This is a genomic window from Vibrio tritonius, from assembly GCF_001547935.1.
GTDB classification, from domain to species: Bacteria; Pseudomonadota; Gammaproteobacteria; order Enterobacterales; family Vibrionaceae; genus Vibrio; species Vibrio tritonius.
On sequence record NZ_AP014635.1, the window covers coordinates 427,040 to 452,328 of the forward strand.

At 43.8% G+C, this 25,289-nt stretch carries 27 protein-coding genes and 9 tRNA genes; 6 read left to right on the forward strand and 30 right to left on the reverse strand.

Annotated features, from left to right (window positions below; translation table 11 throughout):
- Nucleotides 1–3: 3 nt before the first annotated feature.
- The 6 genes from apaH to lptD are packed head-to-tail and all read right to left on the reverse strand — an operon-like array spanning nucleotide 4 to nucleotide 6,770.
- Nucleotides 4–819: a bis(5'-nucleosyl)-tetraphosphatase (symmetrical) ApaH gene (apaH, locus tag JCM16456_RS01935; RefSeq protein ID WP_068711895.1), complete on the reverse strand. Its 816-nt coding sequence runs from the start codon at nucleotides 817–819 to the stop codon at nucleotides 4–6.
- 11 nt (nucleotides 820–830) lie between these two features.
- Complete coding sequence (gene apaG, locus JCM16456_RS01940) at nucleotides 831–1,211, reverse strand: Co2+/Mg2+ efflux protein ApaG (RefSeq protein WP_068711897.1); 381 nt, start codon at nucleotides 1,209–1,211, stop codon at nucleotides 831–833.
- Between the two features lie 58 nt (nucleotides 1,212–1,269).
- Nucleotides 1,270–2,079 (reverse strand): 16S rRNA (adenine(1518)-N(6)/adenine(1519)-N(6))-dimethyltransferase RsmA, encoded by an 810-nt coding sequence (gene rsmA / locus JCM16456_RS01945; RefSeq protein WP_068711899.1) that lies wholly within the window; start codon nucleotides 2,077–2,079, stop codon nucleotides 1,270–1,272.
- 13 nt (nucleotides 2,080–2,092) lie between these two features.
- Nucleotides 2,093–3,091, reverse strand: a complete 999-nt coding sequence (pdxA, locus tag JCM16456_RS01950) for a 4-hydroxythreonine-4-phosphate dehydrogenase PdxA (protein WP_408068375.1) — start codon at nucleotides 3,089–3,091, stop codon at nucleotides 2,093–2,095.
- A complete protein-coding gene (gene surA, locus JCM16456_RS01955; RefSeq protein ID WP_068711902.1) occupies nucleotides 3,075–4,370 on the reverse strand; it encodes a peptidylprolyl isomerase SurA in 1,296 nt (431 codons plus the stop codon). Before surA ends, pdxA begins: the two co-directional genes overlap by 17 nt.
- Nucleotides 4,371–4,418: 48 nt before the next feature.
- The gene (gene lptD / locus JCM16456_RS01960) at nucleotides 4,419–6,770 is read right to left on the reverse strand and encodes an LPS assembly protein LptD (RefSeq protein ID WP_068711904.1); all 2,352 of its coding nucleotides are present in this window, start codon (nucleotides 6,768–6,770) and stop codon (nucleotides 4,419–4,421) included.
- A gap of 153 nt (nucleotides 6,771–6,923) precedes the next feature.
- Between lptD and djlA the strand changes: the two genes are divergently transcribed.
- The gene (djlA, locus tag JCM16456_RS01965) at nucleotides 6,924–7,775 is read left to right on the forward strand and encodes a co-chaperone DjlA (RefSeq protein ID WP_068711906.1); all 852 of its coding nucleotides are present in this window, start codon (nucleotides 6,924–6,926) and stop codon (nucleotides 7,773–7,775) included.
- Between the two features lie 110 nt (nucleotides 7,776–7,885).
- Here the strand turns inward: djlA and JCM16456_RS01970 are convergent.
- The 12 genes from JCM16456_RS01970 to mutY all read right to left on the reverse strand — a co-directional run bounded on the left by JCM16456_RS01970 (nucleotide 7,886) and on the right by mutY (nucleotide 12,056).
- Nucleotides 7,886–7,961, reverse strand: a tRNA-Asn gene (locus JCM16456_RS01970).
- Between the two features lie 28 nt (nucleotides 7,962–7,989).
- A tRNA-Thr gene (locus tag JCM16456_RS01975) sits at nucleotides 7,990–8,065 on the reverse strand.
- A 37-nt stretch (nucleotides 8,066–8,102) separates the two neighbouring features.
- A tRNA-Asn gene (locus tag JCM16456_RS01980) sits at nucleotides 8,103–8,178 on the reverse strand.
- 29 nt (nucleotides 8,179–8,207) lie between these two features.
- Nucleotides 8,208–8,283 (reverse strand) — tRNA-Thr (locus tag JCM16456_RS01985).
- A gap of 45 nt (nucleotides 8,284–8,328) precedes the next feature.
- Nucleotides 8,329–8,404, reverse strand: a tRNA-Phe gene (locus tag JCM16456_RS01990).
- A 618-nt stretch (nucleotides 8,405–9,022) separates the two neighbouring features.
- A tRNA-Asn gene (locus JCM16456_RS01995) sits at nucleotides 9,023–9,098 on the reverse strand.
- Nucleotides 9,099–9,121: 23 nt separating this feature from the next.
- A tRNA-Phe gene (locus JCM16456_RS02000) sits at nucleotides 9,122–9,197 on the reverse strand.
- Between the two features lie 7 nt (nucleotides 9,198–9,204).
- A tRNA-Thr gene (locus JCM16456_RS02005) sits at nucleotides 9,205–9,280 on the reverse strand.
- Nucleotides 9,281–9,339: 59 nt separating this feature from the next.
- Nucleotides 9,340–9,415: transfer RNA gene (locus JCM16456_RS02010), tRNA-Phe, on the reverse strand.
- 105 nt (nucleotides 9,416–9,520) lie between these two features.
- Nucleotides 9,521–10,663, reverse strand: a complete 1,143-nt coding sequence (gene mltC / locus JCM16456_RS02015; protein ID WP_068711908.1) for a membrane-bound lytic murein transglycosylase MltC — start codon at nucleotides 10,661–10,663, stop codon at nucleotides 9,521–9,523.
- 52 nt (nucleotides 10,664–10,715) lie between these two features.
- Nucleotides 10,716–10,988: an oxidative damage protection protein gene (locus JCM16456_RS02020; protein WP_068711910.1), complete on the reverse strand. Its 273-nt coding sequence runs from the start codon at nucleotides 10,986–10,988 to the stop codon at nucleotides 10,716–10,718.
- Nucleotides 10,989–11,000: 12 nt separating this feature from the next.
- Entirely contained in the window at nucleotides 11,001–12,056 is a 1,056-nt protein-coding gene (gene mutY, locus JCM16456_RS02025; RefSeq protein ID WP_068711912.1) for an A/G-specific adenine glycosylase, read from the reverse strand.
- Between the two features lie 177 nt (nucleotides 12,057–12,233).
- Here mutY and trmB point away from each other — a divergent pair, with 177 nt between their 5' ends.
- Together trmB and glsB are read left to right on the forward strand one after the other, a co-directional pair.
- The gene (trmB, locus tag JCM16456_RS02030) at nucleotides 12,234–12,953 is read left to right on the forward strand and encodes a tRNA (guanosine(46)-N7)-methyltransferase TrmB (RefSeq protein WP_068711914.1); all 720 of its coding nucleotides are present in this window, start codon (nucleotides 12,234–12,236) and stop codon (nucleotides 12,951–12,953) included.
- A 101-nt stretch (nucleotides 12,954–13,054) separates the two neighbouring features.
- On the forward strand, nucleotides 13,055–13,975 hold the full coding sequence (glsB, locus tag JCM16456_RS02035) for a glutaminase B (protein WP_068711916.1): 921 nt from the start codon (nucleotides 13,055–13,057) through the stop codon (nucleotides 13,973–13,975).
- Between the two features lie 80 nt (nucleotides 13,976–14,055).
- Here the strand turns inward: glsB and hemW are convergent, their stop codons facing one another.
- The 6 genes from hemW to JCM16456_RS02065 all read right to left on the reverse strand — a co-directional run bounded on the left by hemW (nucleotide 14,056) and on the right by JCM16456_RS02065 (nucleotide 18,492).
- Nucleotides 14,056–15,237: a radical SAM family heme chaperone HemW gene (hemW, locus tag JCM16456_RS02040; RefSeq protein WP_068711918.1), complete on the reverse strand. Its 1,182-nt coding sequence runs from the start codon at nucleotides 15,235–15,237 to the stop codon at nucleotides 14,056–14,058.
- The gene (locus JCM16456_RS02045; protein ID WP_068711920.1) at nucleotides 15,237–15,836 is read right to left on the reverse strand and encodes an XTP/dITP diphosphatase; all 600 of its coding nucleotides are present in this window, start codon (nucleotides 15,834–15,836) and stop codon (nucleotides 15,237–15,239) included. Before JCM16456_RS02045 ends, hemW begins: the two co-directional genes overlap by 1 nt.
- Before the next feature lie 158 nt (nucleotides 15,837–15,994).
- Nucleotides 15,995–16,285 carry a DUF167 family protein YggU gene (gene yggU / locus JCM16456_RS02050; RefSeq protein WP_068711922.1) on the reverse strand — a complete coding sequence of 97 codons (291 nt, stop codon included), beginning with the start codon at nucleotides 16,283–16,285 and terminating at the stop codon, nucleotides 15,995–15,997.
- A complete protein-coding gene (locus tag JCM16456_RS02055; RefSeq protein ID WP_068711924.1) occupies nucleotides 16,285–16,842 on the reverse strand; it encodes a YggT family protein in 558 nt (185 codons plus the stop codon). The genes yggU and JCM16456_RS02055 overlap by 1 nt, the downstream gene beginning before the upstream one ends.
- A 70-nt stretch (nucleotides 16,843–16,912) precedes the next feature.
- Nucleotides 16,913–17,731 carry a pyrroline-5-carboxylate reductase gene (gene proC, locus JCM16456_RS02060; RefSeq protein ID WP_068711926.1) on the reverse strand — a complete coding sequence of 273 codons (819 nt, stop codon included), beginning with the start codon at nucleotides 17,729–17,731 and terminating at the stop codon, nucleotides 16,913–16,915.
- Between the two features lie 53 nt (nucleotides 17,732–17,784).
- Nucleotides 17,785–18,492, reverse strand: coding sequence for a YggS family pyridoxal phosphate-dependent enzyme (locus tag JCM16456_RS02065; RefSeq protein WP_068711928.1), 708 nt, complete (start codon nucleotides 18,490–18,492; stop codon nucleotides 17,785–17,787).
- Nucleotides 18,493–18,517: 25 nt separating this feature from the next.
- Between JCM16456_RS02065 and JCM16456_RS02070 the strand changes: the two genes are divergently transcribed.
- Together JCM16456_RS02070 and JCM16456_RS02075 are read left to right on the forward strand one after the other, a co-directional pair.
- Nucleotides 18,518–19,555, forward strand: a complete 1,038-nt coding sequence (locus tag JCM16456_RS02070) for a type IV pilus twitching motility protein PilT (RefSeq protein WP_068711930.1) — start codon at nucleotides 18,518–18,520, stop codon at nucleotides 19,553–19,555.
- Nucleotides 19,556–19,565: 10 nt separating this feature from the next.
- The gene (locus tag JCM16456_RS02075) at nucleotides 19,566–20,675 is read left to right on the forward strand and encodes a PilT/PilU family type 4a pilus ATPase (RefSeq protein ID WP_068711932.1); all 1,110 of its coding nucleotides are present in this window, start codon (nucleotides 19,566–19,568) and stop codon (nucleotides 20,673–20,675) included.
- A gap of 56 nt (nucleotides 20,676–20,731) precedes the next feature.
- Here JCM16456_RS02075 and ruvX read toward each other — a convergent pair whose 3' ends face one another.
- The 5 genes from ruvX to JCM16456_RS02100 all read right to left on the reverse strand — a co-directional run bounded on the left by ruvX (nucleotide 20,732) and on the right by JCM16456_RS02100 (nucleotide 24,334).
- Nucleotides 20,732–21,154 (reverse strand): Holliday junction resolvase RuvX, encoded by a 423-nt coding sequence (gene ruvX, locus JCM16456_RS02080; protein WP_068711934.1) that lies wholly within the window; start codon nucleotides 21,152–21,154, stop codon nucleotides 20,732–20,734.
- Nucleotides 21,155–21,234: 80 nt separating this feature from the next.
- Complete coding sequence (locus JCM16456_RS02085) at nucleotides 21,235–21,798, reverse strand: YqgE/AlgH family protein (RefSeq protein ID WP_068715843.1); 564 nt, start codon at nucleotides 21,796–21,798, stop codon at nucleotides 21,235–21,237.
- A 40-nt stretch (nucleotides 21,799–21,838) separates the two neighbouring features.
- The gene (gshB, locus tag JCM16456_RS02090; RefSeq protein ID WP_068711936.1) at nucleotides 21,839–22,795 is read right to left on the reverse strand and encodes a glutathione synthase; all 957 of its coding nucleotides are present in this window, start codon (nucleotides 22,793–22,795) and stop codon (nucleotides 21,839–21,841) included.
- 14 nt (nucleotides 22,796–22,809) lie between these two features.
- Nucleotides 22,810–23,541, reverse strand: coding sequence for a 16S rRNA (uracil(1498)-N(3))-methyltransferase (rsmE, locus tag JCM16456_RS02095; protein WP_068711938.1), 732 nt, complete (start codon nucleotides 23,539–23,541; stop codon nucleotides 22,810–22,812).
- An 85-nt stretch (nucleotides 23,542–23,626) separates the two neighbouring features.
- On the reverse strand, nucleotides 23,627–24,334 hold the full coding sequence (locus JCM16456_RS02100) for an endonuclease (protein ID WP_068711940.1): 708 nt from the start codon (nucleotides 24,332–24,334) through the stop codon (nucleotides 23,627–23,629).
- Nucleotides 24,335–24,428: 94 nt separating this feature from the next.
- Between JCM16456_RS02100 and JCM16456_RS02105 the strand changes: the two genes are divergently transcribed.
- On the forward strand, nucleotides 24,429–24,659 hold the full coding sequence (locus JCM16456_RS02105; RefSeq protein WP_068711941.1) for a hypothetical protein: 231 nt from the start codon (nucleotides 24,429–24,431) through the stop codon (nucleotides 24,657–24,659).
- Between the two features lie 24 nt (nucleotides 24,660–24,683).
- Here the strand turns inward: JCM16456_RS02105 and JCM16456_RS02110 are convergent, their stop codons facing one another.
- Nucleotides 24,684–25,184: a SprT family zinc-dependent metalloprotease gene (locus JCM16456_RS02110; RefSeq protein WP_068711942.1), complete on the reverse strand. Its 501-nt coding sequence runs from the start codon at nucleotides 25,182–25,184 to the stop codon at nucleotides 24,684–24,686.
- Nucleotides 25,185–25,289 lie beyond the last annotated feature (105 nt).

Here is a 25,289-nt window from a genome sequence, read left to right on the forward strand (position 1 = left end):
TTTTTATACCGATACCGTTAACGCTGCTTGGGTATGGAATTTTTGTGTTTCCCAACACATCATGGTGAGATCGCCTCCCCAAACGCAGCCAGTATCTAGACCAATAACATCTTTCCCTTGATACCCCTCTAAAGCGGCCCAATGACCAAAAAATATGGTTTTTTCTATCTTTTTTCTATTGGTTAGATTGAACCAAGGTGTCAGTTCGGCAGAGTCTACTTCGGCTGGTGGCAACTTGCATTGCATGTCTAAACGACCATCAGGGAAACAGAAGCGCATGCGAGTGAACGCATTAATTATATAACGATAACGATCAATGCCTTGCCATGTTTCATCCCAATAATCAGGGGTGTTGCAATACATGTTTTTGAGTAACCATTGCCATTGTTCGCCATGTAAAATCGCTTCAACTTCTCGAGCAGCCTTGCGAGCCGTGGATAGGTCCCACTGGGGAGATATACCCGCATGACACATCACGAACTCATCATGTTCTGCTAGAAGAGGCTGTTTTCTAAGCCATTCCAATAATATATCTTTGTCTGGTGCTTCTAGAATGGGGAGTGTTTTATCTTTAGGCTTGGCTTTGTGGATGCCAAGTGACACTGCTAGAAGGTGCAGGTCATGGTTGCCGAGAATCACTCGAGCTGCTGAGCCAAGCGAGCGGACGAAGCGCAGTGTTTCAAGAGACTTAGGGCCACGGGCAACTAGGTCGCCAGCCAACCAAAGAAAGTCTTTATCTTTGTTAAAATCAACGGCTTTTAGTAATAACTGTAACTCGTCTAGGCATCCTTGAATGTCACCGACGATATAATTTGCCATGTCAGCTCCAACTAATTCAATACATTAGGAACCGCAAGTCGAAACGGTTCTATATCAGTGATAAATTCATCCCCATTTTCATCATGCATGATGTATTGGCCCTGCATAACGCCAACTGGGGTTTCTATTGCAGTACCACTGCTGTAGGTGTACTCGTCATTACCTGCGATAAAGGGCTGTTCACCAACCACTCCTTCGCCCTCGATACTCATCTGCTTTCCATTTGCGTCTGTGATTAGCCAGCGTCTACTGAGCAGCTGTACCACTTCTTGGCTGAGATTTTTTATCGTGATGAGATAGGCAAAGACATAGCGATTTTGCTCAGGGGTTGATTGTTCAGGAATGTATTTAGTGTGAACTTGAATTTTGATACAAGGTTTTGAAACATCCATATCGACTCCTTGGCGGGAACTAAATAAAAATAGGACGACCTAAGTCGTCCTATTTATTTTAAGCTTCGTGATGAGCATCCAGCCAGTTTGCCATTGTGACAAACTGCTCTAAGGTTAAGTTTTCTGGACGCATTGTTGGGTTAATCCCAAACGCTTCCAGTTGTTCTAACGACAGTAAGCCTTTGTAGCAGTTACGAACCGTTTTACGACGTTGGTTAAACCCATCGCGTACTACACGATCTAGCCATTTCATGCTAGTGGTTGGGTGAGGTAGCGTTTCGTATGGAACCAAGCGTACTACCGCTGAATCCACTTTTGGTGGCGGTACGAATGCTGTTGGCGGCACTTCCAAAACGGGAACTACTTTACAGAAGTACTGTGCCATAACGGTTAGGCGACCGTATGCTTTGCTACCAGGTCCTGCTGCGAGACGTTTCACAACTTCTTTTTGCAACATAAAGTGCATGTCTTTGATGTCTTTGTGAAACTCAAACAAATGGAACATCAAAGGCGTAGAAATGTTGTAAGGCAAGTTACCAAAAATACGCAGCTTATTATTAGGTTTCACCAACTGAGTAAAGTCAAAACGCATCGCATCGCCTTCATGGATGGTCAGCTTTGAAGCTAGCTCAGGGTGGTTGCGTAGACGTTCAGCCAAGTCGCGGTCGAGTTCGATAACGGTCATTTTATCGATTTCTCGGCCTACAGGCTCTGTTAACGCACCTAGACCTGGACCAATCTCTACCAAGTTTTCGCCTGGCAGTGGATTAATCGCAGAGACGATACCGTCAATAATGTACGGATCGTTTAGAAAGTTTTGACCAAAACGCTTACGCGCCTTGTGCCCCATATGGACATCATTTCTCATAGTTTTCTCGAAATTATTTCGCTTTCTTATCTACTAGCTCGATAGCTTGTGTCAATGCTGTTTTAAAACTTCCAATATCAGCAAGACCGGTGCCAGCAAGATCGAGTGCTGTACCATGGTCAACGGACGTCCTAATAAAAGGTAAACCTAAAGTGATGTTTACTGATTGTCCAAACCCTTTGTATTTTAGTACAGGCAACACTTGATCGTGATACATGCCTAAAACCGCATCGGCGTCTTGTAAATATTTGTCACTAAAAATGGTATCTGCTGGTAAAGAACCAACCAGATGATATCCCTTTTCTTGACGTAATCGTTCGAGTGTTGGGTTTATGGTATCGATCTCTTCATGACCCAAAACACCATCTTCACCGGCGTGAGGATTCAAACCACAGACGTAAATCGTCGGGCGCTCAATCGCGAATTTTTCGACCAGATCTTTATGGAGAATATCGATAATTTTCTCCAAACGTTCACTGGTTACTGCTTTGGATACATATGCCAATGGAATATGTGTTGTTACCAGTGCCGTTCTGAGCCCTTCTGTTGCCAACATCATGACAACTAAAGGTGTTTTAGATAGTTCAGCAAAAAATTCAGTGTGGCCGCTAAATGCGACTCCAGCTCGGTTAATTACCCCTTTATGTACGGGGCCGGTGACAATAGCATCAAATTCATCATTCATACAGCCCAAAGCGGCTCTTTCTAATGTTTTTAGTACATATTGTCCATTGGCTTCATTTAGCTGACCTGCAATTGCAGGTTCAGCCATCGCAATATGTTCGACAACCAAGGTGCCCGCTTTTTGGGGCACCGCTGTGTTATCTTTTTGATAATCTTGTAATTGAACCGAGATGTTGAGTTGTTGTGCCCGAGTAGCTAACAACTGTTTATCGGCACAAATGACTAATTGGTGTGGCCAGTCGTGCTGTGATAGCGCTAAAACAAGATCGGGACCAATACCTGCAGGCTCACCTGCAGTAACAACCAATTTTCTAACGGTCACTGTCATCACCTTTGAGTACTTCAACGTAGGCGCCAGCGCGTAACTCTTGTAGCCATGCACTTGCTTCTTCATTGAACTTACGATTAAACAGAATTCGATAAGCTTTATTTTTCATCGCAGCGTCGGTTTTGTCGACTTTGCGGCGATCAAGTACTTCTACAATATGCCAACCATGGACTGTTTTAAATGGTTGGCTGATTTGACCCACAGGCAGTGTTTCTACTTGGTGCTTAAACTCGGGAACATACATGTCTGGAGTTTGGTAGCCTAGCTCGCCTTTTTGCGAGGCAGAACCTGGGTCTTGGCTATATTGTTGAGCCAGTTCACCAAAGGTTGCTTCACCTGATTTGATTTGACGAATAAAGCCATTTAACTCTTTTTTCGCCCCTTCATCGCTAAGGATGATACTTGGTTTAATCAAAATATGACGTGCGTTCACTTCAGTGACCGCCACAGATTGAAGTCCTTTAACATCGCTGATTTTTAGAATGTGGATACCTGCGCCACTAGTGAAAGGACCAATAATATCGCCTTTTTTGTGGTCTTTAAGTTGGTCTGCGAAGATGGTTGGCATTTCTTCTTTACGCATCCATCCCCAGTCACCACCTTCTAGTGCTTTGGGCCCTTTAGAAACACTCATAGCCAATTGGCTAAAGTCAGCACCTGCTTTTAACTGAGTAACGATTTTTTTCGCTTGTGCAGTGATTTGTGCTCGATTGGTATCGTTGTAGCGAAGTTGAATATGGCTAATTTGGTATTGCACAGAGGCATTGGTTTCTTTTGCCAGCAACTTAGCCATGTTGTCTACTTCCGCCGGAATGATATTGATTCGACGGCGCACTAATGCATTACGAGCCTCGTTAATCTCCATTTCTTTGCGGATTTGTTCACGAAACTCTCCGTAGGTTAATCCTTCTTCCTGAACCGATTTTGTCAGTTGAGCAACAGTTTGTTTATTACGTTTGGCAATGTCCTTAATGGCTTGCGTTAAACTGGCATCATCAATTTTTACACCAATACGTTTAGCTTCTTGCTCTTGTAAGGTATCTAGAGTCAGTTTTTCAATGACCTGATCACGTAGTACTTTATCGTCAGGTAGACTTTTTGCGCTTTTGCTTGCACTAGCTTTAATAGTTTTGATCGCGTTGGTGATATCACTCTGGAGAATAACGCCATCGTTAACGATGACTGCTACACCGTCAAGCTCAACGGGTTTAGCGAAAGCCGTGGAGGTAATCGTCAGCATAGTTGCGACACTAATTAAGGCGTGTTTCCACAAGTTCATTTCAGATCCTATTGAAATTAGAGGGCTGAAACATCAGCCCAAATTAGATTAGTTATTTAGGAAAAATGGTCGGCCGTAGCCCAAGGAGCTACTGCTAGAGATTAGGTCTGTACCCATATTGGTGCCTAACCCTGTGATACCAAAGCTGATACCAAAGTTGTTTTCATAAACAGGCGTTGCATCTGGGTAGTTATACAGGGTGCTATTCCAGTGATCCAGTTCTCTACTATAGGTAAACCCTAAGTACCAACAATCCGACGTATAACGTAGACCAGCGATCCACTCTAAAGGTTCATCGATTGTTAAATCATAGAAATATTGACCCGTGGCGTACCATTTTGGCGTAATTTGATATGCGCCTAAAAGGCCTGCTTGAGAAATACCATCTGTGGTGTAGTTACGATAGTTATCTTTGGTGATAAAGCTGGCTTGTTCTTGGATGTAATCCAAACTCACATAACGATAGTTAGCTTGTACATAACCTTGGTCAAAACGGTATTCCAGAGTGCTATTACCGGTTTGTACGCTGTCTTTATGCGTGTCGTACTGAATACCGCCATGGTAGAACAAGTAATCATCGTAGTTGAAGTCGGTTTCAATCGCCCAAGCAGAAAAATCAGAGCTGCCTTCTTCCTCATCAACGTCTTGTGGGGTTGATGCTGAATGGAAGTAAAATATCTGACCAAATGACACATTGAAACGTTCTTTATACTGATCGTCAAAGAAACGAGTAGTTGCACCGTAGCTTAGTTGGTTAGCCGAGGCGATATAGTCGATACTGCTATAACGATGTGAGCGGAACAAACCGTAGTAGTCCGTTTGCAGCAGGGTAGTATCGTAGTATGAGTAGATATCTTTCTGGTCTACCTTAGGTATGTAGAGATACTGTACTTGAGGCTCTAGTGTTTGAGTGTATTCACCCAACACCTTGTCATTACTTTCAAGTGTAATACCGGCATGGCTACGAAACTCTGGCACAACGCGAGAAGTACTCTCTTTCAGGTCATACCCATCGGCTTTTATGTCGGTTAAATCAATGTTATTCAGATCTTGTTGATAGTAGGTTCCAAGCACACGAGCGTCTGTGGTCCACGTTCCCCAAGTATTGCCCAGTGGAATAGTTAATCCCGGCTCTATGTGTACGCGGGTTGCGGATGGTTTGTTGTCTGAATCATTTTCAAACCGTGCGACGTGGCTTTTTAGATCGAAATCCAAATAACGCATCACTTCCGGCGCATAGTAGTTATACGATAGCTGAGGTAATAATTTATAAGGTAAATCGCTAGAGCTTTCGGTCAACAGCTGGAAGTTACGAACCAAGATGGAAGCATCCCAGTTTTGAGTACGATACTGAGCTTCACCTTCTTGCATTAACTGACCGTCTTCACGGTTACCCACACTAGAGCTTAAGTCAGAGAAGTAATCGATATCGCTTACTTTTGAGTAATCGATAGTGAATTTCCAGTTTTTTTCGTAAATACCATTGTGCTCATATTGGAAACCCCAACGAGCACTATCGTCTTCGTACTGGTTATCTTCTGGAAGATACTCAGAGGTGATTTCACCACTACCTAAATCGGTTAGATAGCGAAATTTACTGTTAAGTTGAGTACCTCGTTTTTGCATGTAGTGCAAAGTGGTTTCTAAATCGTAGTTCGGAGCCAAGTTCCAGTAAAAGGGAACTTCTATCTCCATACCATCTTGTGAGCCGTAAGAGACGCTAGGGTAGAGGAAGCCTGTTTTACGTGTGTCACCGATAGGTACGGTTAGCATCGGTAAATACATGACAGGAACGTTTTGAATTTCAAAACGAGGGTTGTAAAAAGTAGCTTCTTCTTCGTCTTGGTCAATGTCGATGCTTGATGCAACAAAACGCCATGAACTATCCCCTTCGGGACAAGAGGTGATGGAGCCGTCTTCAATTTGATAAACCGCTTTACCAGTGCGTGAAATGTAGACCGCATGCCCACGGCCTGGTTGGCATAAGAATTGGTAATCAGTGTTTTCTAAGGTCATTTGATCGGAGTTAAGGTTATTGGTCGCCTTATCCGAACGTGTTTTGACTTGGCCATCATTAAATTGAACATCACCTTCAGCAACAACGACGTTTTCTTTTTGGTGCAATGTAACGTTATTGGCTTTAATGCGTTTGGTGCCTTGAGTCACTACCACATTACCCGAGTAAGTAGCTTTATCACCATTAATTGCTTCTAGCTTATCTGCCTCTACATTGATAGGCTGTTCTTGCGAGTTTTTCTCTTCTAACTGAGGAGCTGCGCATTGTTCGATGCCGCTAATCTCTGTTGAACGAGTCACTTGGCTGTCTTCAGCTTGAGTTTGAGGCGCGAATAGAGCCGCACTAATGGAAGCGGCTAAAAACGTGCGGGGAAAACGTAACATTGAGTTGTTCTATCCTGTTGAGCTTAAATGATTCCTGAAATCGGGAGCGAAAATCAAAACTTAAATATAACAGTTCATATCATAAAGGAAATTGCAGCTTCCGACACTATCAGACTGCTTTGCAACTTAAAAATTCACACATGAGAGCACATAATGCAGATTTTTGGCAAAATTCTTGGCGCTTTCTTTGGGTTCCTATTTGGTGGACCTATTGGCGCTATTTTCGGGTTATTTCTTGGGCACCAATTTGATAAAGCAAGACGATTAAGTCAAGCAGGTTTTAGCTCTGGTCGGTTTGGTGGACCAAGCCAAGCAGAGAGGCAGCAGGAATTTTTTAATTCAGCCTTTGCCGTTATGGGGCATGTTGCCAAAGCAAAAGGGCAGGTGACTCGTCAAGAAATCCAACTAGCGACTCAAGTCATGGATCGTATGGGATTGGTTGGCGAGCCAAGAAAAGCTGCGCAAGATGCTTTTCGCCAAGGTAAAGAGTCATCGTTCCCTTTAGAGCAAGTATTGGAAAAAATACGCTTAATTACCGCTGGCCGTTATGACTTATTACAGTTTTTCTTGGAGTTGCAAGTCTCATCAGCCTTTGCCGATGGCGATCTTCACCCAAGCGAACGAGAGTTGTTATTTAAAATTGCAGCAGGGCTTGGTTTCTCAGCCGCTCAACTAGAGCAACGTTTACGGATGCAAGAAGCGGCATTTCGTTTTCAACAAGGCGGATTCGGTGGCCAAGGTTCGCAGCACAGCGGTGGTCAATCAAGTTGGCAACAAGCCAGCACGAAAGATCAATTGGCGGATGCATACGAAGTGTTAGGTGTGAGTGCGGATGCCGATGAGAAGACCATCAAACGCGCTTATCGTAAATTAATGAATGAACACCATCCGGATAAGTTGATGGCGAAAGGGCTACCACCTGAAATGATGAACGTCGCGAAAGAAAAGTCACAGCAAATTCAACATGCGTATGATTTGATAAAAAAAGCGAAAGGTATCCACTAAGTTATTGCAACTTTATCAAAACACATCAAGCCGGCCTCGTGCCGGTTTTTTTATAGAGCATTGTTCAGAAACGAAAAAAGCCACAACTTGCGTTGTGGCTTTTCGAAAAGTGGCTCCCCCTGCAAGACTTGAACTTGCGACATACGGATTAACAGTCCGCCGTTCTACCGACTGAACTAAGGGGGAACAGATTGTGTATTTCTCTTAAGAGAAATGGTGCCGACTACCGGAATCGAACTGGTGACCTACTGATTACAAGTCAGTTGCTCTACCTACTGAGCTAAGTCGGCTTGGTATCAACAAGAGTCACTCTTATCGATAAAATAGTGGCTCCCCCTGCAAGACTTGAACTTGCGACATACGGATTAACAGTCCGCCGTTCTACCGACTGAACTAAGGGGGAACAGATTGTGTATTTCTCTTTAAGAGAAGTGGTGCCGACTACCGGAATCGAACTGGTGACCTACTGATTACAAGTCAGTTGCTCTACCTACTGAGCTAAGTCGGCACATTATTCTTTGTCATTCGTGTTAGACACCAACAACTTAAATTGTGGTGCCCGGAGGCGGAATCGAACCACCGACACGAGGATTTTCAATCCTCTGCTCTACCGACTGAGCTATCCGGGCGACGAGGTGTATTAAAAGGTTTTTCTGGTTTTTCGTCAACACTAAATTGCAAAAAAAAGTTTGTTTGTTGTTTTTATATACTTTATGGCCTGTTTTTATCCATTTTTCTGCAAAAGCAGCGATATTTTAGGGGGGGAAGCCCCTTAAACTCTGGAGAAAAACTTAGGTTTTAACTCATTTTGCATAGTAAAAGAGTCATGCAATAGTAAAAGTGGATCCCTTACGCAAGGTATTGGTAATCCAATGAGATTAAAGCTTAACCGGAGCATGAGTAACAATCGAATGCAAAGTGAGCGGTCGAAATAGTGCTGTACTTTTGTTGGTTTATAACCATTAGGTTCGTGATCTAATAAGAAATACCCAAATAACCTCAAGATGCAGTTTCAGTTAGAGTGTATTTGCTCATAAGCAAGGCACTGATTTAAATGAATCCTCATCTAGAGAGAAAAACGCGATAGTGTAGCTGGGTTATAGCAATTTGATAGAGTGGGCGAGAAAAGAGAACGATGCTGGGATAGGGGAGAACCAGTGGTGTTGGGAAAGGTAATCAAAGCAGGAAAGAATGTAAGTATGGTAAAACGAAAAAAGCCACAACTTGCGTTGTGGCTTTTCGAAAAGTGGCTCCCCCTGCAAGACTTGAACTTGCGACATACGGATTAACAGTCCGCCGTTCTACCGACTGAACTAAGGGGGAACAAATTTTAACTTCAAAAGAAGTGGTGCCTCGAGGCGGAATCGAACCACCGACACGAGGATTTTCAATCCTCTGCTCTACCGACTGAGCTATCGAGGCAAATAAATGGTGCCGACTACCGGAATCGAACTGGTGACCTACTGATTACAAGTCAGTTGCTCTACCTACTGAGCTAAGTCGGCACACTTAATTGCTTAAGCGCACGATTTTTTATTTCTAAAAAATCCAACACCAAAATTTGTGGTGCCCGGAGGCGGAATCGAACCACCGACACGAGGATTTTCAATCCTCTGCTCTACCGACTGAGCTATCCGGGCAACGGGGCGCTATTAAACGGGTTTTCGCTCCAGTCGTCAACATGTTTTTTTAAAAAAATTAAAAAAATGATTTGAGTGACGTTATTTTGGGCAACTTGGTGATTTTTAGTGCTTATTAAACTCTTTTTTGTATTGAGTCACCTTTTCGAGGTAACGACGAGACTCCGCATTCGGATGTTTTTTAGTTAATGCCCAATACACTTGGTTAGGTTGTAAGCGGTTTATGTCTCTTACTGCACGACTTCTATCACGACTAAAGGTATTTAATACCCCACCGGTTCCCCCGTTGTAGGCGGAAATCATACTGTATTCTAAAGAAATGGGATTATTTACCTGTTTTAAATAGCGAGTTTTAAGTAGGTAGAAATAGGCTGTACCCACATCAATGTTGTTTTCTGGATTAAATAAGTACTTTGGCGATGGTTGGCCAGAACGATTTTTTACAAGGTTAAATACATCTCTACCTGCCGTTTTGGGTACGACTTGCATTAGGCCGTAGGCATTTGCCCAACTTACCGCATAGGGGTTAAAGCTACTTTCGGTTTTTATGATCGCGTAGATGAGATCTTCCGGAATGCCATAACGTTGTGATGCCTTACGCACGATATTGGCATATTGATAGCTGCGGATCTCAACTTGATCTTCTACCATTGGAATCTCGACGTAGTAGGCTTTTTTGAAATCAACCTCTTTGGTTTTTAGGTGGTGAGCAATTAAGTAATCGGCGTAACGATTGGCACGCCAGCTCCATTGAATGGGCTGTTTATCTTGGTCGACAACTTGTTTGTAGAGAAAGGGTTGCCCTTTTAACTGAATGTTTTGTGAGGAAAAAAGGTCTACTTGCGATGGGTTGTCGGGGGTGAGTAGGGTAGTGATAATGGCATTTTTTAAGTGTTGTTTGGGTTCTGTTGATGCTACCGTTTCAACCATAATAACCCCGGTATCGAAGTTAACATCGGTACGGCTTAGGTAGTTGTCGATGTATTTAACGTAGTTACGCTTACCCGCTATTTTGATCTCTCGACTGCCCCATTTCTTTTCAATGTTGCCAGAAAAACTATTAATTAAGGCATCTAGCGCTGCGGTGTCTTTTTGGTATTGTCCGGGAAGCCGAGCCAGATTTTTGGCAAATCGATTAGAGGGTTCAAAGTCGACGTTATATATACTTTCAACCATTTCTCGACTACAACCAACCAAAGTGCAGCTGATAAAGAGTAACGCAGCTAAGGGGTAAACAAACTGTCTCATTCCATCCTCTAACAATAAAAATGGCCATACAAAGTATGGCCATTAAATAATATTACTCACTTGGTGGAGTATAACCCTCGATGTGAACATCCTGTCCTTCGAAAAGGAAATTAACCATTTCAGTTTCAAGCAGTTTACGATGTTCAGGGTCCATCATGTTCAGTTTCTTTTCATTGATGAGCATGGTTTGTTTATGTTGCCATTCAGCCCATGCTTCTTTTGAAATTGAGTCAAATATACGTTTGCCCAGTTCTCCCGGATAGAGCTGAAAATCCAATCCTTCAGCTTCTTTTTGCAGGCGGGCACAAAAAACAGTGCGACTCATTGAGTTGTCCTCTTAGTTCATCAATTCAAATGGCAGGCTTTCCAGCAGTTGTTTCACTGGAGCAGCTAAACCTATTTGTTCTGGTTGTTGTAAGTTATACCAAAGACCTTTGTTGTCTTCCATTATCACGTTGGGTTTTGTCACTAACTCGATAAGAATAGGAGTAATATCGAGATGATAGTGACTAAATGTGTGACGAAAAGCGATCAAGGTTTGTTGTCGCTTGATCTGTTGATCTTCGACACCTAAACGGGCAAGAACGTCACTAACTTGCGCATTTTTATGCTCTGGGAAACTGTATAGCCCACCCCAAATACCCACTTGTGGTCTCTGCTCTAACCATACTTCGTCATTGTGGTGGAGCATGACAAACCATGTTTCCTTTACTGGTTTTTCTTTTTTAGGTTTTTTGCCCGGATAATCTTGTGGGTTACCTTGAGTTAGCGCTTGGCAACCTGCTGAGATAGGACACAAGCTACATTTAGGCTTGCTGCGGGTACAGATCATTGCGCCCATATCCATCATGGCTTGATTGTATTTATCCACGTCGATACTTGGCGTATTTTGTTCTGCATATTGCCAAAGTTGTTCTTCAACTTTTTTCTGTCCTGGCCATCCGTCCACGGCGTAGTAACGCGCTAGTGTCCTTTTGACATTTCCGTCCAAAATGGCGTGAGGCAGTTTATAAACAGAAGAAAGAACCGCTGCTGCAGTTGAGCGACCAATGCCGGGTAGAGCATTCATCGCGGTTAATTCTTGAGGAAATTCACCTTGATACTGTTCCATTACCGTTTGAGCTGCTTTATGTAGGTTACGGGCACGGGCGTAATAGCCCAAACCGGTCCAGTAGTGGAGTACCTCGTCTTGTGGTGCCGCAGCTAAGTCAGCTACGGTAGGGAAACGTTCAATAAACCGCTGGTAGTAAGGAATTACCGTTGCTACCTGCGTTTGTTGGAGCATGATCTCCGATAACCAAACGCTGTAAGCGGTTTTGTTTTGTTGCCATGGGAGCTCTTTACGTCCATAGGCTTCGTACCAATCAAGGATCGATTTTGCAAAAGGAGTCACGACATGCTCTTTTTATAATGATGTTGAGCTAAAATTGCACCACACTTTCGTTGATAAGTACAACGGACAAAATGTACGGGAATAGCGCATTTCATAGGATTTTTGTTGAAATACTTGCACCGAAGGCAATTCTTTGGATAATTCCCGCTCTGTTTAATCAATGTGCAGGCAAAACCGATGAGTGAAGTAACCACAAATGAGTTTACTGAAGACGGTAAAATCGTACGAAAAATTCGTAGTTTCGTACGCCGTGAAGGTCGACTAACAAAAGGTCAGGAAGCCGCTTTAAATGAGTGCTGGCCAACAATGGGAATTGATTACCAAAACCAATTACTCGATTGGAATGAAGTATTTGGTAACGACAATCCAGTGGTACTGGAAATTGGTTTTGGCATGGGAGCATCTTTAGTTGAAATGGCTAAAAATGCGCCTGAGAAAAACTTTATTGGTATCGAAGTTCACAGTCCGGGTGTTGGCGCTTGTTTATCAGCTGCGCGTGAGGCCGGTGTGACTAACTTGCGCGTGATGTGTCATGATGCGGTTGAAGTGTTTGAGCACATGATTCCTAATAGCAGCCTAAGCACATTGCAACTATTTTTCCCAGACCCATGGCATAAAAAACGTCACCATAAACGCCGTATTGTGCAGCTTGAATTTGCAGAAATGGTTCGTCAGAAACTGCAAGTGGAAACGGGTATCTTCCACATGGCGACAGACTGGGAAAACTACGCTGAACACATGATTGAAGTGATGAATCAAGCGCCTGGTTATGAAAATATCGCAACCGATGGCGATTACATTCCTCGTCCGGACGAGCGTCCATTGACGAAGTTTGAAGCCCGTGGCCATCGTTTAGGACATGGTGTTTGGGATATTAAATTTAAGCGTACTCGCTGAGTATCCCACTCAATATTCTGATTAAAAATCAGATTATTGAAAGCAATATAATGCCAACATTGTTTTGCAATGTTGGCATTTTTCACCTCTGGGGAGAGAGAATGAAACCGACACAAGAGATTTTGGCGACGATTTTGGATGAAGTTCGCCCACTAATTGGTCAAGGGAAGGTGGCAAATTACATTCCTGCGCTGGCGAATGTGCCAAATCAAAAGCTAGGTATTGCGGTATTTACTAACACTGGCGAAGTGATTAGTGCTGGTGATGCCGATGAAGGTTTCTCTATTCAATCGATCTCTAAAGTGCTGAGTTTAACCCTCGCTATGCGCTTATATGAGCCAGAGGAATTGTGGACAAGAGTTGGTAAGGAGCCTTCTGGTCAGGCATTTAACTCATTGATTCAGCTTGAAATGGAGCAGGGTATTCCACGTAATCCATTTATCAATGCTGGGGCTATTGTTGTTTCTGATATGTTGCAGAGTCGCTTGAGCGCACCGCGTCAACGCTTGCTCGATTTTTCCCGTTTTTTGTGTGGCAATGAACAGGTATTTTACGACAAAGTGGTTGCAGCATCGGAAATGATGCATAGCGACCGTAATGCGGCTATTGCGTATTTGATGCGTTCATTTGGTAACTTCGAAAATGAAGTAATACCTGTACTAACCAACTATTTTCATGCTTGTTCGTTACGCATGAGTTGTGTTGATTTAGCTAAAACATTCAGCTATTTGGCTAATAAAGGTAAGTCAGTAATTACGGGTGATGAGGTGATCACTTCCACTCAAAGCAAACAGATGAATGCATTACTTGCGACTTGTGGTTTATACGATGGGGCCGGTGAATTTGCTTATCGTGTTGGTATGCCGGGTAAGTCAGGTGTTGGTGGCGGTATTATTGCTATTGTACCGGGTGAAATGACCATTGCAGTCTGGTCGCCAGAGTTGGATAAATCGGGTAACTCATTGGCGGGGACTCGAGCTTTAGAGCTGCTGGCGAAACGCATTGGTCGGTCAATTTTCTAAATTAAAATCAATGTGTTAATCAATAAAATGCCACTCTTGTGAGTGGCATTTTTGATCTTGAAATTGTTCGTTGGCCGCGATTACTCGTCTTCGTCCTCATCCACCATAAAGGCTTCAAGCAGATCGTTTAGGAACAGTTTACCTTTCTGCGTTATCTGCCAATGAGTCTCGGATTCATCTAAGTAACCTTGTTCAATCGCCCAATTGATCGTTGGTGCTACTGTGTTCAACGGTAGACCTGTCGTCGTGACAAAGTCTTGCTTTGGACATGCTTCAATCAGACGAAAGCGGTTCATAAAGAACTCAAATGGACGGTCTTCATCGGCGACAAGCTGTTCGCTGTCTAAATACGGTTTCACCATATTTTGATACGCCGCAAGATAGCCACGAGGGTGTTTAATCTTGGTGGTTCGGACAATACGACCATCGGTAAAACTGAGCTTACCGTGCGCACCACAGCCAATCCCTAAATAGTCGCCAAAACGCCAATAATTGAGGTTGTGCTGGCATTGATAACCCGGTTTGCTATAGCCGGAGATTTCATATTGCACATAACCAGCATCGGTCAGCTTCTTATGCCCCATTTCGAAAATATCCCATAGGTCATCTTCGTCTGGTAATACAGGCGGTTTGGAGTAAAACAAAGTATTTGGCTCAATGGTTAACTGATACCAAGAAAAATGCGGTGGTGCGAGTTCGATAGCTTGATCTAAATCCGCCAGCGCTTGCTCTGGCGTTTGATCGGGCAAACCATGCATCAAATCCAAGTTAAAGCTGTTTAAGCCAATCTGGTGCGCTAAATTCGCCGCGTTGATTGCTTCTTCACGACCATGAATTCGACCGAGTGCTTTAAGCTTCGAGCTTTCAAAACTTTGCACGCCAATAGAAATACGGGTCACACCTTGTTCTCTGTAGGCTTTGAATCGATCCGCTTCAATGGTCCCTGGATTCGCTTCCATGGTGATTTCAATACTGTCTTCAAACGGTAAACGCTGCTCAACACCACGGAGTAGGGCGCCGATACCTTCAGCAGAAATCAAACTTGGCGTGCCGCCACCAATAAAAATAGAGTGCAGCGGGCGCGGCGCTTGTTCGAGTTGATAACGTTCAATATCGCGATCGAGATCTTCCAAAAGTGCCGCAATGTACTCTTGCTCAGGAATATTTTCCTTTAGAGCGTGGGAGTTAAAGTCGCAATACGGGCATTTTTGTACGCACCATGGAATATGGATGTATAAGCTTAACGCTGGTGGATTTAACATTAAGAATGTTGCTCTTCAATCGCTGCAAATAGTTTTTTGAGTGCTTTACCACGGTGAGATAGCTGCTTCTTGCGCGCTGGTTCGAGTTCTGCAGATGCACAGTTTTCCTCAGGTACCCAGAAAACTGGGTCATAACCAAAGCCATTGGTGCCATGAGTTTCGGTAAGGATGCGACCTTCCCACTGACCGTGACATACCAATGGTGTTGGGTCGTCAGCATGACGCATCAAAACCAGTACACAATGAAAACGCGCAGTACGCTGCTCTTCAGGCACGCCTTCCATTGCTTTCAATAGCTTTTGTAGGTTCTCTTCGTCAGATGCCTCTTCACCTGCATAACGCGCTGAATAGATACCCGGAGCGCCTTTTAGGTAATCCACCTCCAGACCAGAATCATCAGCAATGGCAGCAAAGCCAGTTTCTTGCGCCGCATGGCGAGCTTTGATGATGGCGTTTTCAATAAACGTGGTGCCTGTTTCTGGCACAGAAGAGACGTTTAATTCAGTTTGAGCAACCACATCAAAACCAAAATCAGACAGCAAATCTGCCATTTCACGAACTTTACCTTGATTACCTGTTGCTAGGACGATTTTTTTCATAATGGACTCTTGTTAACTAAGGCGTTGAACCTGAGGTCTTGTTGATTGATATCGACGTAAAACACGTCATTCATTGTCGGCAAGGATACCAGAAACAGGCAAGCGCAACGAGTAAAGAGAATAAGAAAAAGCCTCGTCATTAACTGACGAGGCTTAGGTTAATCAAGTAATGTTGCTATCTCTGGTGGAATCACTTTGGGGTCACTAATGCGAATCTGTTTATGTCGCCCCAGCTCCCCTTTTTCAATGGTGATTTGCCCTTTGGCAACTTTGCACTGTTTAGCCAAATACTTGGTTAGATGACCATTCGCTTTACCATCAACTGGTGGTGCTGTAATAGCGACTTTGATTTCATCGCCATGCAAACCAACGATTTGATCACGGCTAGCTTTAGGTTGAATGTACAGCCTTAAGACCAAATCACCCTGTTCATGAACGGCTGCGGTCATTAAAGCTGATACCACATTGGTCCGATAATATCGCCCATTAGGTAGTTAGCGAATTGTAAGATGATAAATAGTACAAGCACACTAAGGTCCAGTCCGCCCATTGCTGGAATGATGCGACGAATTGGAGTAAGCATCGGCTCTGTTAACTGATAAAACACATATTCAAGTGGGCTACGACCTTGGCTTACCCAACTCATAATTGCGCGGATAATCAGAACCCAGAATAGGAGACCGCCTGCGGCTTTAACTAACGCTATTAGACCAAGTAACAGGAAATAAGGACTGAAACTGACTGCTCCGCCTGATGCCAGCAAAAGAAGCAGCATAAATTTCACAACACATAGTACATACGCAAACAGTACCGTCGCGACGTCAATATTACCAATCGATGGAATCACACGACGTAGCGGTCTTACTACTGGTTGAGTCGCTTTCACGACAAATTGAGAAAATGGGTTATAGAAATCCGCACGAGCTGCTTGTAGCCAGATGCGCAGAATAACGACCATGATGTACAAGTCCAACACTGTGGAGATTAAAAAACTCATTGCATTCATATTAGGCCCTTTTTATTGCCATAGATTTTAATTACTAGCTCGTCCAGAGCCGCTGACCATCTCGGTGAGCTTAAAACAGTTTTTCCATTTCTTGTGCGCGAGCGATTGCAGCTTGCATTGCCTTAGCAACCGTCTCACTCAAATTATGTTGTTGGAAGGTTTCAATCGCTTGTGCGGTTGTCCCCCCCTTTGATGTTACCTGCTGGCGCAATGTTTCAAGCTCTAATTCTGGATTAGCTTTTACCATTTCAGCTGCGCCAATGGCCGATTGTTGAACAAGCAATCGTGCGGTGTCTTTGTCAAAACCTTGTGCAATCGCTTCTTTTTGCATCGCTTCCATAAAGAGGAAGAAATAAGCGGGAGCACTTCCTGCTGCAGCAATGACGCCATTAATATCAGATTCTTGCTCAACCCAACACGCTTCGCCGACGGCAGACATCAGTTCGTGGGTGAACTGCTTGTCGCTTTCAGAAACCGCGCTGGTAGCAAAAAGGCCACTCATGCCTTTTTGAATGAGTGATGGCGTATTGGGCATCACTCGCACCAAATTGAGTTCGCTGGCGAGCATTTCGTTAAAGCGTTCGCAGGTCACGCCTGCTGCGATAGAAATTACCAATTTATCAGAAAAATCTACTGCTTGAAGAGGTTCACAGACTTGAGCCATAAGTTGAGGTTTCACTGCTAACACGACTACGTCTGCTTCTTTTACCGCAGCTAAATTGTCTTCGGTAGTGCGAATTCCTAATGTTTCTTCGAGTGGTTTACGGCGAGTTTCGGTCGGAGAGCTGACCAGAATATTTTGGGCACAATAGCCGCTTGCAACCAAACCTGCGATGATCGCTTTCGCCATGTTACCTGCGCCTACAAATGTAATTTTTCTATTTTCCATCAGACTTCACTTCCCCGTGACCTTATCTCGTTATCGTAAAACCAATAATTAACTTATTGTTTATTTGTGTAATCTCGCTCACCAAAAATAGCGGTACCGATACGTACTATGGTGCTTCCTGCTTCGATGGCGGCCTCCATATCTCCCGTCATTCCCATAGATAAGGTATCGACTTGTGGGTAAGTGATAGCCAGCTTATCTTTCAATGCAGCAAGTGTTTTAAAGGCTCGCAGCTGAGATGGGTAATCGGTTACGTTTTCAGGAATCGACATCAATCCTCTTAAAGTGAGGTTTGGTAGAGTAGAAATCAATTGCGCGAGTTCAAATAATTCCGCCTCATTAATACCAGATTTTGACGATTCACCGCTAGTATTGACTTGTATCAGAACTTGTAGCGGCGCCATACCTGAAGGTCGTTGTTCGCTGAGACGTTGGGCGATTTTGGCACGGTCAATGGTGTGAACCCAAGCAAAGTTCTCTGCTACTGGACGTGTTTTATTGGACTGAAGCGGTCCAATAAAGTGCCATTCTAAAGACAATTCTGGGTGATTTTCAGAAAAGTAATGGATTTTGTTCACCCCTTCTTGAACGTAGTTTTCGCCAAATAGGGTTTGCCCTGTTTGTGACGCAGCAAGAATTGCTTCAACGGGTTTTGTTTTGCTTACCGCAAGAAGTTGCACCGAGCCTTGGGAACGTCCAAACTTAGTTTGAGCGTTTTCAATTAATGAAGTGATATGTTCAATGTTTTGTTGAATACTCATAGCCAGACTTTTGTAAGGAAAATAAATGGATATCGCCGAATTACTCGATTTTAGTGTAAAGCATAATGCCTCTGATCTACACCTTTCTGCAGGTGTGCCTCCAATGGTCAGAATTGATGGCGAAGTCAGAAAACTAGGTGTTCCTGCGTTTTCTCATGCGGAAGTTCACCGTCTGGTCTTTGAGATCATGAACGATGCCCAAAGGCGTGACTACGAAGAGAATCTTGAAGTCGACTTCTCTTTTGAACTACCTAATGTCGGCCGTTTTCGTGTTAATGCTTTTCATCAATCTCGAGGTGGTTCCGCTGTTTTTCGGACCATTCCTACCGAAGTTCCTACCTTAGCACAATTAAATGCCCCTGAGATCTTTCAAAAAATGACTCAGTATGAAAAAGGGTTAGTGTTGGTAACAGGACCAACTGGTTCAGGGAAGTCCACTACATTGGCCGCAATGATTAACGAAGTGAATACAACACAAAATAAACATATTTTAACGATTGAAGACCCGATTGAATTTGTGCACACCAATAATAAGTGTTTGATTAACCAACGTGAGGTGCACAGGGATACCCATAGTTTTAAAGCGGCTTTACGTTCGGCATTGCGTGAAGATCCTGATGTTATTTTGGTTGGGGAGTTGCGCGATCAAGAAACCATTAGTTTGGCTTTAACCGCTGCAGAAACTGGGCATTTAGTGTTTGGCACGTTACACACCAGTTCTGCTGCAAAAACCATTGATAGGATTATCGACGTATTTCCTGGGGCGGATAAAGGCATGGTACGTTCAATGCTATCCGAGTCGTTACGTGCTGTAATTGCACAAAAGTTATTGAAAAAAGTCGGTGGTGGGCGAGTGGCTTGTCATGAAATTATGCTGGGCACTCCTGCTATTCGTAATCTGATTCGCGAAGATAAAGTTGCTCAGATGTATTCAATTATTCAAACCGGTGCGGCACATGGTATGCAAACCATGGAACAAAATGCGCGCCAATTGATGTCGAATGGGCTTGTCGAATTATCCGAAGTTCAAGCTAAAATCGAATCAGATATGGCTAATTTCTGAGGAATAGACCATGTTTCTGGAACAATGTTTAAGTGGAATGATTACTCGTAAAGCCTCTGATGTGTATATCACTGTCGGAGCTCCAGTGTTGTATCGAGTGAATGGTGAACTGCAAGGGGATGGTGAAAAACTCACATTTTCGGATGTGAATAATTTGCTTAACCGGATGATGGACAGTGAGCAAGTCGAGCAGTTTTACCATACCCATGAAGCAAACTTTGCGATTGTGCGCGATAGTGGGCGTTTTCGTGTGAGTGCTTTTTTTCAACGCGAGCAACCCGGAGCAGTGATTCGCCGTATAGAAACGCGTATACCTACCTTTGATGAGCTGCACTTACCTGAATTACTAAAAGATTTAGTGATGAGTAAGCGTGGTTTGGTACTGGTTGTTGGATCTACGGGATCGGGTAAATCAACAACGATGGCAGCCATGACTGGTTACCGTAATAAAAACTCATCTGGACATATTCTGACGGTGGAAGATCCGATTGAATTTGTGCATGAACACCAAGGATGTATCGTGACTCAGCGTGAAGTGGGGCTAGATACAGATAGTTACGAAGTGGCACTAAAAAATTCGCTTCGCCAAGCGCCTGATATGATTCTTATTGGTGAAATTCGTTCGCGTGAAACCATGGAATACGCTATGAATTTTGCCGAAACAGGTCATTTATGCATGGCAACGCTGCACGCCAACAATGCTAACCAAGCATTAGAGCGCATTTTACATCTGGTGCCTAAAGAGCAAAAAGATCAGTTTTTGTTTGATTTATCGATGAATTTGCGTGGTGTGGTTGGTCAACAATTGGTTCGTGATAGCCAAGGGCAAGGACGTTACGGTGCGTTTGAGATTTTGCTAAATACACCGCGAGTGTCGGATTTGATTCGTCGCGGAGAGCTTCACGAGCTGAAAGAAACTATGGCTCGATCTCGTGAATCGGGAATGCAGACCTTTGATCAAGCTTTGTATGAATTGGTCATTGAGAATAAGATCTCTGAAGAAGATGCAATGCAATGTGCTGATTCAGCCAATGATCTGCGCTTAATGCTAAAAACCCAGCGAGGGGATACAAGCAGCGGAACCGGCTCGTTAGATCATGTCACCATTGATATGGATTAGTGACAAAAAAAGGTGCCTAGAGCACCTTTTTACTGATCCACATTGATCTACTTAAACTAACTCCACTGGTTTTCAAACCAGCTTTCTAAGATAACAACAGCAGACTGGCAGTCTATATTGCCTTTGCTTAAGGCTTTATAGCCGCCAAAAGAAAACAGTTCAGAGCGAGCTTCTGCTGTTGATAAACGTTCATCATGTAACTCAACCGGAAGACCAAAACGACCATGCAGACGTTGGGCAAACTTTTTAGCTCGAGCAGTGATTTCGTCTAACGCTTTGCCGCGTAGATCGGTTGGGAGTCCAACGACAAGTAAATTGGGTTGCCACTCTTTAATTTGCTTTTCGATGTCATCCCAGTTTGGAATTCCATCGTTCGCTTTAAATGCTTTGAGCGGCGAAGCTGTTCCAGTTATTTCTTGCCCGATTGCACTACCGATACTTTTGGTACCGAAGTCGAAGGCCATTATCGTACGCGACATAGTTGTGTTCTTTTAATACAGAGTGGATGGTAAGGTCTCAATAAGCGATGAACCGCAGTTGTTCATCGCTGAATTTGAGACTAAGCATGACCCGCTTGGCTGGATAAATTAATTGGATTTACCCCCAAGCTGTTGATCGCTTTTTGCCATTTTTCATGAATCGGCGTATTAAAAATTAATTCGGCATCCGCTTCAATGGTTAACCATGAATTTTCTGCCAGCTCTAATTCTAATTGGCCAGGTTCCCACCCTGAGTAACCCAGAGCAACAAGGTAGCCGCTAGGCTCTGCATCAGTACCCAAGACGGTAAGAATATCTTTTGATGTGGTGACCGAAATATCATCGCTCATGCGAATACTGGATTCATAATGATCGTGTGGTCGGTGTAGAATAAAACCACGATCTTCAGATACTGGTCCGCCATTAAGCACAGGTTTTTCTAAGCTATCGAAATGGGATTGCGGATAAGCAGGTTCTATCTCAACCTGCTTAAGCATGCCACCAATTGTGACATCAATCGGTGCATTGATTATCAGCCCCATGGCGCCTTCTTCGTTGTGTTCACAAATATAGATCACGCTATTTTTGAAGTAGGGATCTTGCATACTTGGCATGGCAACAAGAAAATGATTGGTTAAATTCATCATAATCTATCCTCATTTGCGTTATGAAGCTGATAACACATTAACGGTTGGCCGCTTTTACGTGTCGCTCAACAGCATCCATCAATTTGCCGACGATGGAGATATCAAACTCTTTTTCAATCTCACGGACACAGGTTGGGCTGGTCACGTTGATTTCGGTAAGTTTGTCACCGATGACATCAAGTCCAACGAAAATCAATCCTTTCTCTTTCAAGATCGGAGCAACAGTTTGGGCTATTTTTAAGTCTGTTTCACTTAGTGGGCGAGGTTCGCCACGACCGCCAGCTGCTAGATTACCACGCGTTTCGCCTTCTGCAGGAATACGTGCTAAGCAGTAAGGCATAGGTTCACCATCAACGACTAAAATACGTTTGTCACCGTTACTTACATCAGGAACAAAGCTTTGTGCCATACAGTAAGTTGAACCATGGTTAGTCAGTGTTTCGATAATAACAGAAACGTTTGGATCCCCCTCTTTTACGCGGAAAATAGATGAACCGCCCATTCCATCCAGTGGTTTTAGGATGATGTCACCGTGTTTAGCGCGAAATTCTTTAATCGTTTCGGCTTTACGCGTCACGATGGTATTTGGGGTTAGTTCTGGGAACCAAGCTGTAAAGAGTTTTTCGTTACAATCGCGCAAGCTTTGTGGCTTGTTGACGATCAAGGTTCCTTCTACTTCCGCTCTTTCAAGAATATAGGTTGCATAGATGTATTCAGTATCGAAAGGTGGATCTTTACGCATCAATACTGCATCCAGTTCAGATAGACGAATGGTTTGCTCTGACGTAAATTCATACCAACCCGTTGGGTCTTCCTTCACTTTTACGATTTTTGTATCTGCTAGAGCAACACCTTGATCTAAGTGTAGATCAGACATCTCAATATAATGAATCTCATAACCGCGACGCTGTGCTTCTAACATCATCGCGAAACTGGTGTCTTTCTTGATATTGATGGATGAAATAGGATCCATCACGATTCCGAGCTTAAGCATTCTTCTTTTCTCCGTTAGCCTAAATCGCCAAAGCGAACTTGCAAGGCTGTAATAGCGGTTAAGGCGGCGGTTTCAGTGCGCAGAACACGGGGCCCTAACAAGGTTTCTTCAAATTGATACTGACGGGTCATATCGATCTCCTCGGAGGACAAACCGCCTTCAGGACCGATTAACAAGCGCACTTTCGTTACCGGTTCTGGCAACGTGTTAATGGAGTAGCGTGCACGAGGATGCAAGTTGAGCTTAAGTGCATCGCTTTGTTCAGCACACCACTCTTCAAGTGACATCACAGGACGAATTTCAGGAACGCGGTTGCGACCACTTTGTTCACAGGCCCCAATTGCGATTTTTTGCCACTGTTGTAATTTTTTCTCGAAACGTTTTTGATCGAGTTTCACGCCGCAACGCTCTGAAATGAGGGGGGTAATCACATTGACACCCAATTCGACGGATTTTTGGATAGTAAATTCCATTTTGTCGCCACGGGAAATAACCTGACCTAAATGCAAATCTAATGGTGATTCACAGCCAGTTTCCACACGTTCGGTTACCTTTACCGATACCTGTTTTTTGGTCACTTCGGTTATGACTGCTGGAAATTCAGCGCCACTGCCATCAAACAATAACACCTCTTGGTCTGCCTGCATTCGCAGGACACGGCCAACGTGTCCACTTGCTTCTTCGCTGAGTGTGATAACACCCAATTGTTCAATGGTTTCCGGGTGATAAATACGGGGAATGCGCATGGATTATTTCCTGATATTCAGAGTCGACTTACTAGGGTCTAACATGGATGCTTTCAGGCAAAAAAACAAGGGCAAACACCCTTGTTCATGGCTGTTTTTGGCACCGATGAGTAACAAAGGTATTGTGATTCCCCTGAATGGCGGCAATTTTCTGGTCGCGCTCGCATTCCCATTGGCTAACAGGATAGGTGTTATCCCAAGCTCGCATTAGTTGCGTTTGTGCGTTGGATAGGCGTAAGTGATAGCGTTCACTCATGTATAAGTAGGTTCTCGCAATTGCACCACGGGCATTTTCCGGCGGCATCGCTCTACGGCCTTTAAAATTAACTTGCATGCTGCATTGACCATAGGTCACGCCATCCACTCCTCGCCATTGGCTAAAGCTAAAGTTGGAACGGTCTCCGTTTACTTCACCTATTGCGGGAGTAAGGTTGTGTAGGTCGGATTCTATTTGTTTGAACACACTATCATTGCGTTCGCAGTTTTTTCTACCGCCTTTTTGCCAACATTGACGCAGGTGACCAAATTGCCAAGCAGGCATGACATGTTCCCATTCAATTCGGTTTGCTCGCACTTTTTGTTTACGGACTTGGTAGCCGCATGAGGCGAGTTCGGGAATGCCTTTTTTACCATGCCAATCAATTTGGCAACCACAGTAAAAGGTGACAGGATGAGCTTGATAAATGGTGGTCGCCGCTTTCTTTGCTTGGTAGAAGGTTTTGGGCGCATCGGCTAGGGCTGCTTGTGGGAAAATAACCAGAGAGGTAAGCAGCAGAGTTGATGTGTATTTCATGGCAAGACTGAAAAAAGTATGATTTTTATCAGTCTAACATTCCACTAGGGGAAAGCTAGAGCGGAGCCATGTTATATACCCAAATGACCTCAAGATGCAGACTTCAGAGCTTCATCAACGAGCACAGGTCAAGCTCAATGACGGCAGGAATGGTCATTCCCTTTCAACGTCATTGGGCGCAGAAATGGGCTTGTTGATGAGCTCCCAAGGGGCGAGTTGTATTCGCTCCTATGCTGCGTTACCGATTTTCTACGTAGAATCACTATGTATTCAAATCGGTGCCTTGCCTATGAGCGAATACATTCTCGCTGAAACCGCATCTTAAGGTTACTTGGGAATAACGTTATGATTAGGTTAATTGTTTTCCAGTAAAGCGAATTTCTTGGTGGCAAGATTGGCAGCGATACACCGCTTGTCCACGTATAATACGATTGTGGCGGCGAATGGTTAATTGATGAGTTTGGCATGCACAGCGGTACTCAAACGTTTTACCTTGCACTGAGGTGATGGAAAACTGATGTGTGGTTTCCGGTTTGACCTGAAATACTTTACTCATCACGGCTTGCCATTCTGGACCGTGTGGTTTTACACGCCCAAAAATGTGATACGTCACTAAATGAGCGACTTCATGGGGGATGACCTGATCAAGAAAAGCATGCGTATTTTCGTTAAAAAGTACCGGATTGAGCCGAACCTCATTGAGATGCATGTAAGCCTTACCTGCTGTTTTCCCGCGTAATTTATAGCTTAACGTTGGAACAGGGAGTTCTTTGGAGAAGTAGTTGTTTGCTAGATCGATACAGAGTTGGATCGTGATGTGTGCTTGTTCGGTTAATTGTGGGCTGACCATACTTACTCTCTTGTGCGTTCGGCTTCATCTTACTGCAGCTTCGCAGAAAGTAAAATTAGCTGGCGACCTTTAGAACTGTATCCAATGATTGGATTGTTGATACAA

Bases quoted from the DNA above. Each gene is read 5' to 3' on its own strand.
- yggU (WP_068711922.1), bottom strand. From the start codon at position 16,285: ATGACCGCAGCCGTTCATGAACAGGGTGATTTGGTCTTAAGGCTGTAC.
- hemW (WP_068711918.1), bottom strand. From the start codon at position 15,237: ATGTTAAATCCACCAGCGTTAAGCTTATACATCCATATTCCATGGTGC.
- JCM16456_RS02075 (WP_068711932.1), top strand. From the start codon at position 19,566: ATGTTTCTGGAACAATGTTTAAGTGGAATGATTACTCGTAAAGCCTCT.
- rsmA (WP_068711899.1), bottom strand. From the start codon at position 2,079: ATGAGAAATGATGTCCATATGGGGCACAAGGCGCGTAAGCGTTTTGGT.
- proC (WP_068711926.1), bottom strand. From the start codon at position 17,731: ATGGAAAATAGAAAAATTACATTTGTAGGCGCAGGTAACATGGCGAAA.
- mltC (WP_068711908.1), bottom strand. From the start codon at position 10,663: ATGAGACAGTTTGTTTACCCCTTAGCTGCGTTACTCTTTATCAGCTGC.
- ruvX (WP_068711934.1), bottom strand. From the start codon at position 21,154: ATGTCGCGTACGATAATGGCCTTCGACTTCGGTACCAAAAGTATCGGT.
- JCM16456_RS02070 (WP_068711930.1), top strand. From the start codon at position 18,518: ATGGATATCGCCGAATTACTCGATTTTAGTGTAAAGCATAATGCCTCT.
- surA (WP_068711902.1), bottom strand. From the start codon at position 4,370: ATGAACTTGTGGAAACACGCCTTAATTAGTGTCGCAACTATGCTGACG.
- apaG (WP_068711897.1), bottom strand. From the start codon at position 1,211: ATGGATGTTTCAAAACCTTGTATCAAAATTCAAGTTCACACTAAATAC.
- JCM16456_RS02055 (WP_068711924.1), bottom strand. From the start codon at position 16,842: ATGAATGCAATGAGTTTTTTAATCTCCACAGTGTTGGACTTGTACATC.
- pdxA (WP_408068375.1), bottom strand. From the start codon at position 3,091: ATGACAGTGACCGTTAGAAAATTGGTTGTTACTGCAGGTGAGCCTGCA.
- JCM16456_RS02105 (WP_068711941.1), top strand. From the start codon at position 24,429: ATGCAGACTTCAGAGCTTCATCAACGAGCACAGGTCAAGCTCAATGAC.
- trmB (WP_068711914.1), top strand. From the start codon at position 12,234: ATGAGTGAAGTAACCACAAATGAGTTTACTGAAGACGGTAAAATCGTA.
- JCM16456_RS02020 (WP_068711910.1), bottom strand. From the start codon at position 10,988: ATGAGTCGCACTGTTTTTTGTGCCCGCCTGCAAAAAGAAGCTGAAGGA.
- JCM16456_RS02045 (WP_068711920.1), bottom strand. From the start codon at position 15,836: ATGAAAAAAATCGTCCTAGCAACAGGTAATCAAGGTAAAGTTCGTGAA.
- rsmE (WP_068711938.1), bottom strand. From the start codon at position 23,541: ATGCGCATTCCCCGTATTTATCACCCGGAAACCATTGAACAATTGGGT.
- JCM16456_RS02085 (WP_068715843.1), bottom strand. From the start codon at position 21,798: ATGAATTTAACCAATCATTTTCTTGTTGCCATGCCAAGTATGCAAGAT.
- JCM16456_RS02065 (WP_068711928.1), bottom strand. From the start codon at position 18,492: ATGAGTATTCAACAAAACATTGAACATATCACTTCATTAATTGAAAAC.
- apaH (WP_068711895.1), bottom strand. From the start codon at position 819: ATGGCAAATTATATCGTCGGTGACATTCAAGGATGCCTAGACGAGTTA.
- JCM16456_RS02110 (WP_068711942.1), bottom strand. From the start codon at position 25,184: ATGGTCAGCCCACAATTAACCGAACAAGCACACATCACGATCCAACTC.
- lptD (WP_068711904.1), bottom strand. From the start codon at position 6,770: ATGTTACGTTTTCCCCGCACGTTTTTAGCCGCTTCCATTAGTGCGGCT.
- glsB (WP_068711916.1), top strand. From the start codon at position 13,055: ATGAAACCGACACAAGAGATTTTGGCGACGATTTTGGATGAAGTTCGC.
- gshB (WP_068711936.1), bottom strand. From the start codon at position 22,795: ATGCTTAAGCTCGGAATCGTGATGGATCCTATTTCATCCATCAATATC.
- JCM16456_RS02100 (WP_068711940.1), bottom strand. From the start codon at position 24,334: ATGAAATACACATCAACTCTGCTGCTTACCTCTCTGGTTATTTTCCCA.
- djlA (WP_068711906.1), top strand. From the start codon at position 6,924: ATGCAGATTTTTGGCAAAATTCTTGGCGCTTTCTTTGGGTTCCTATTT.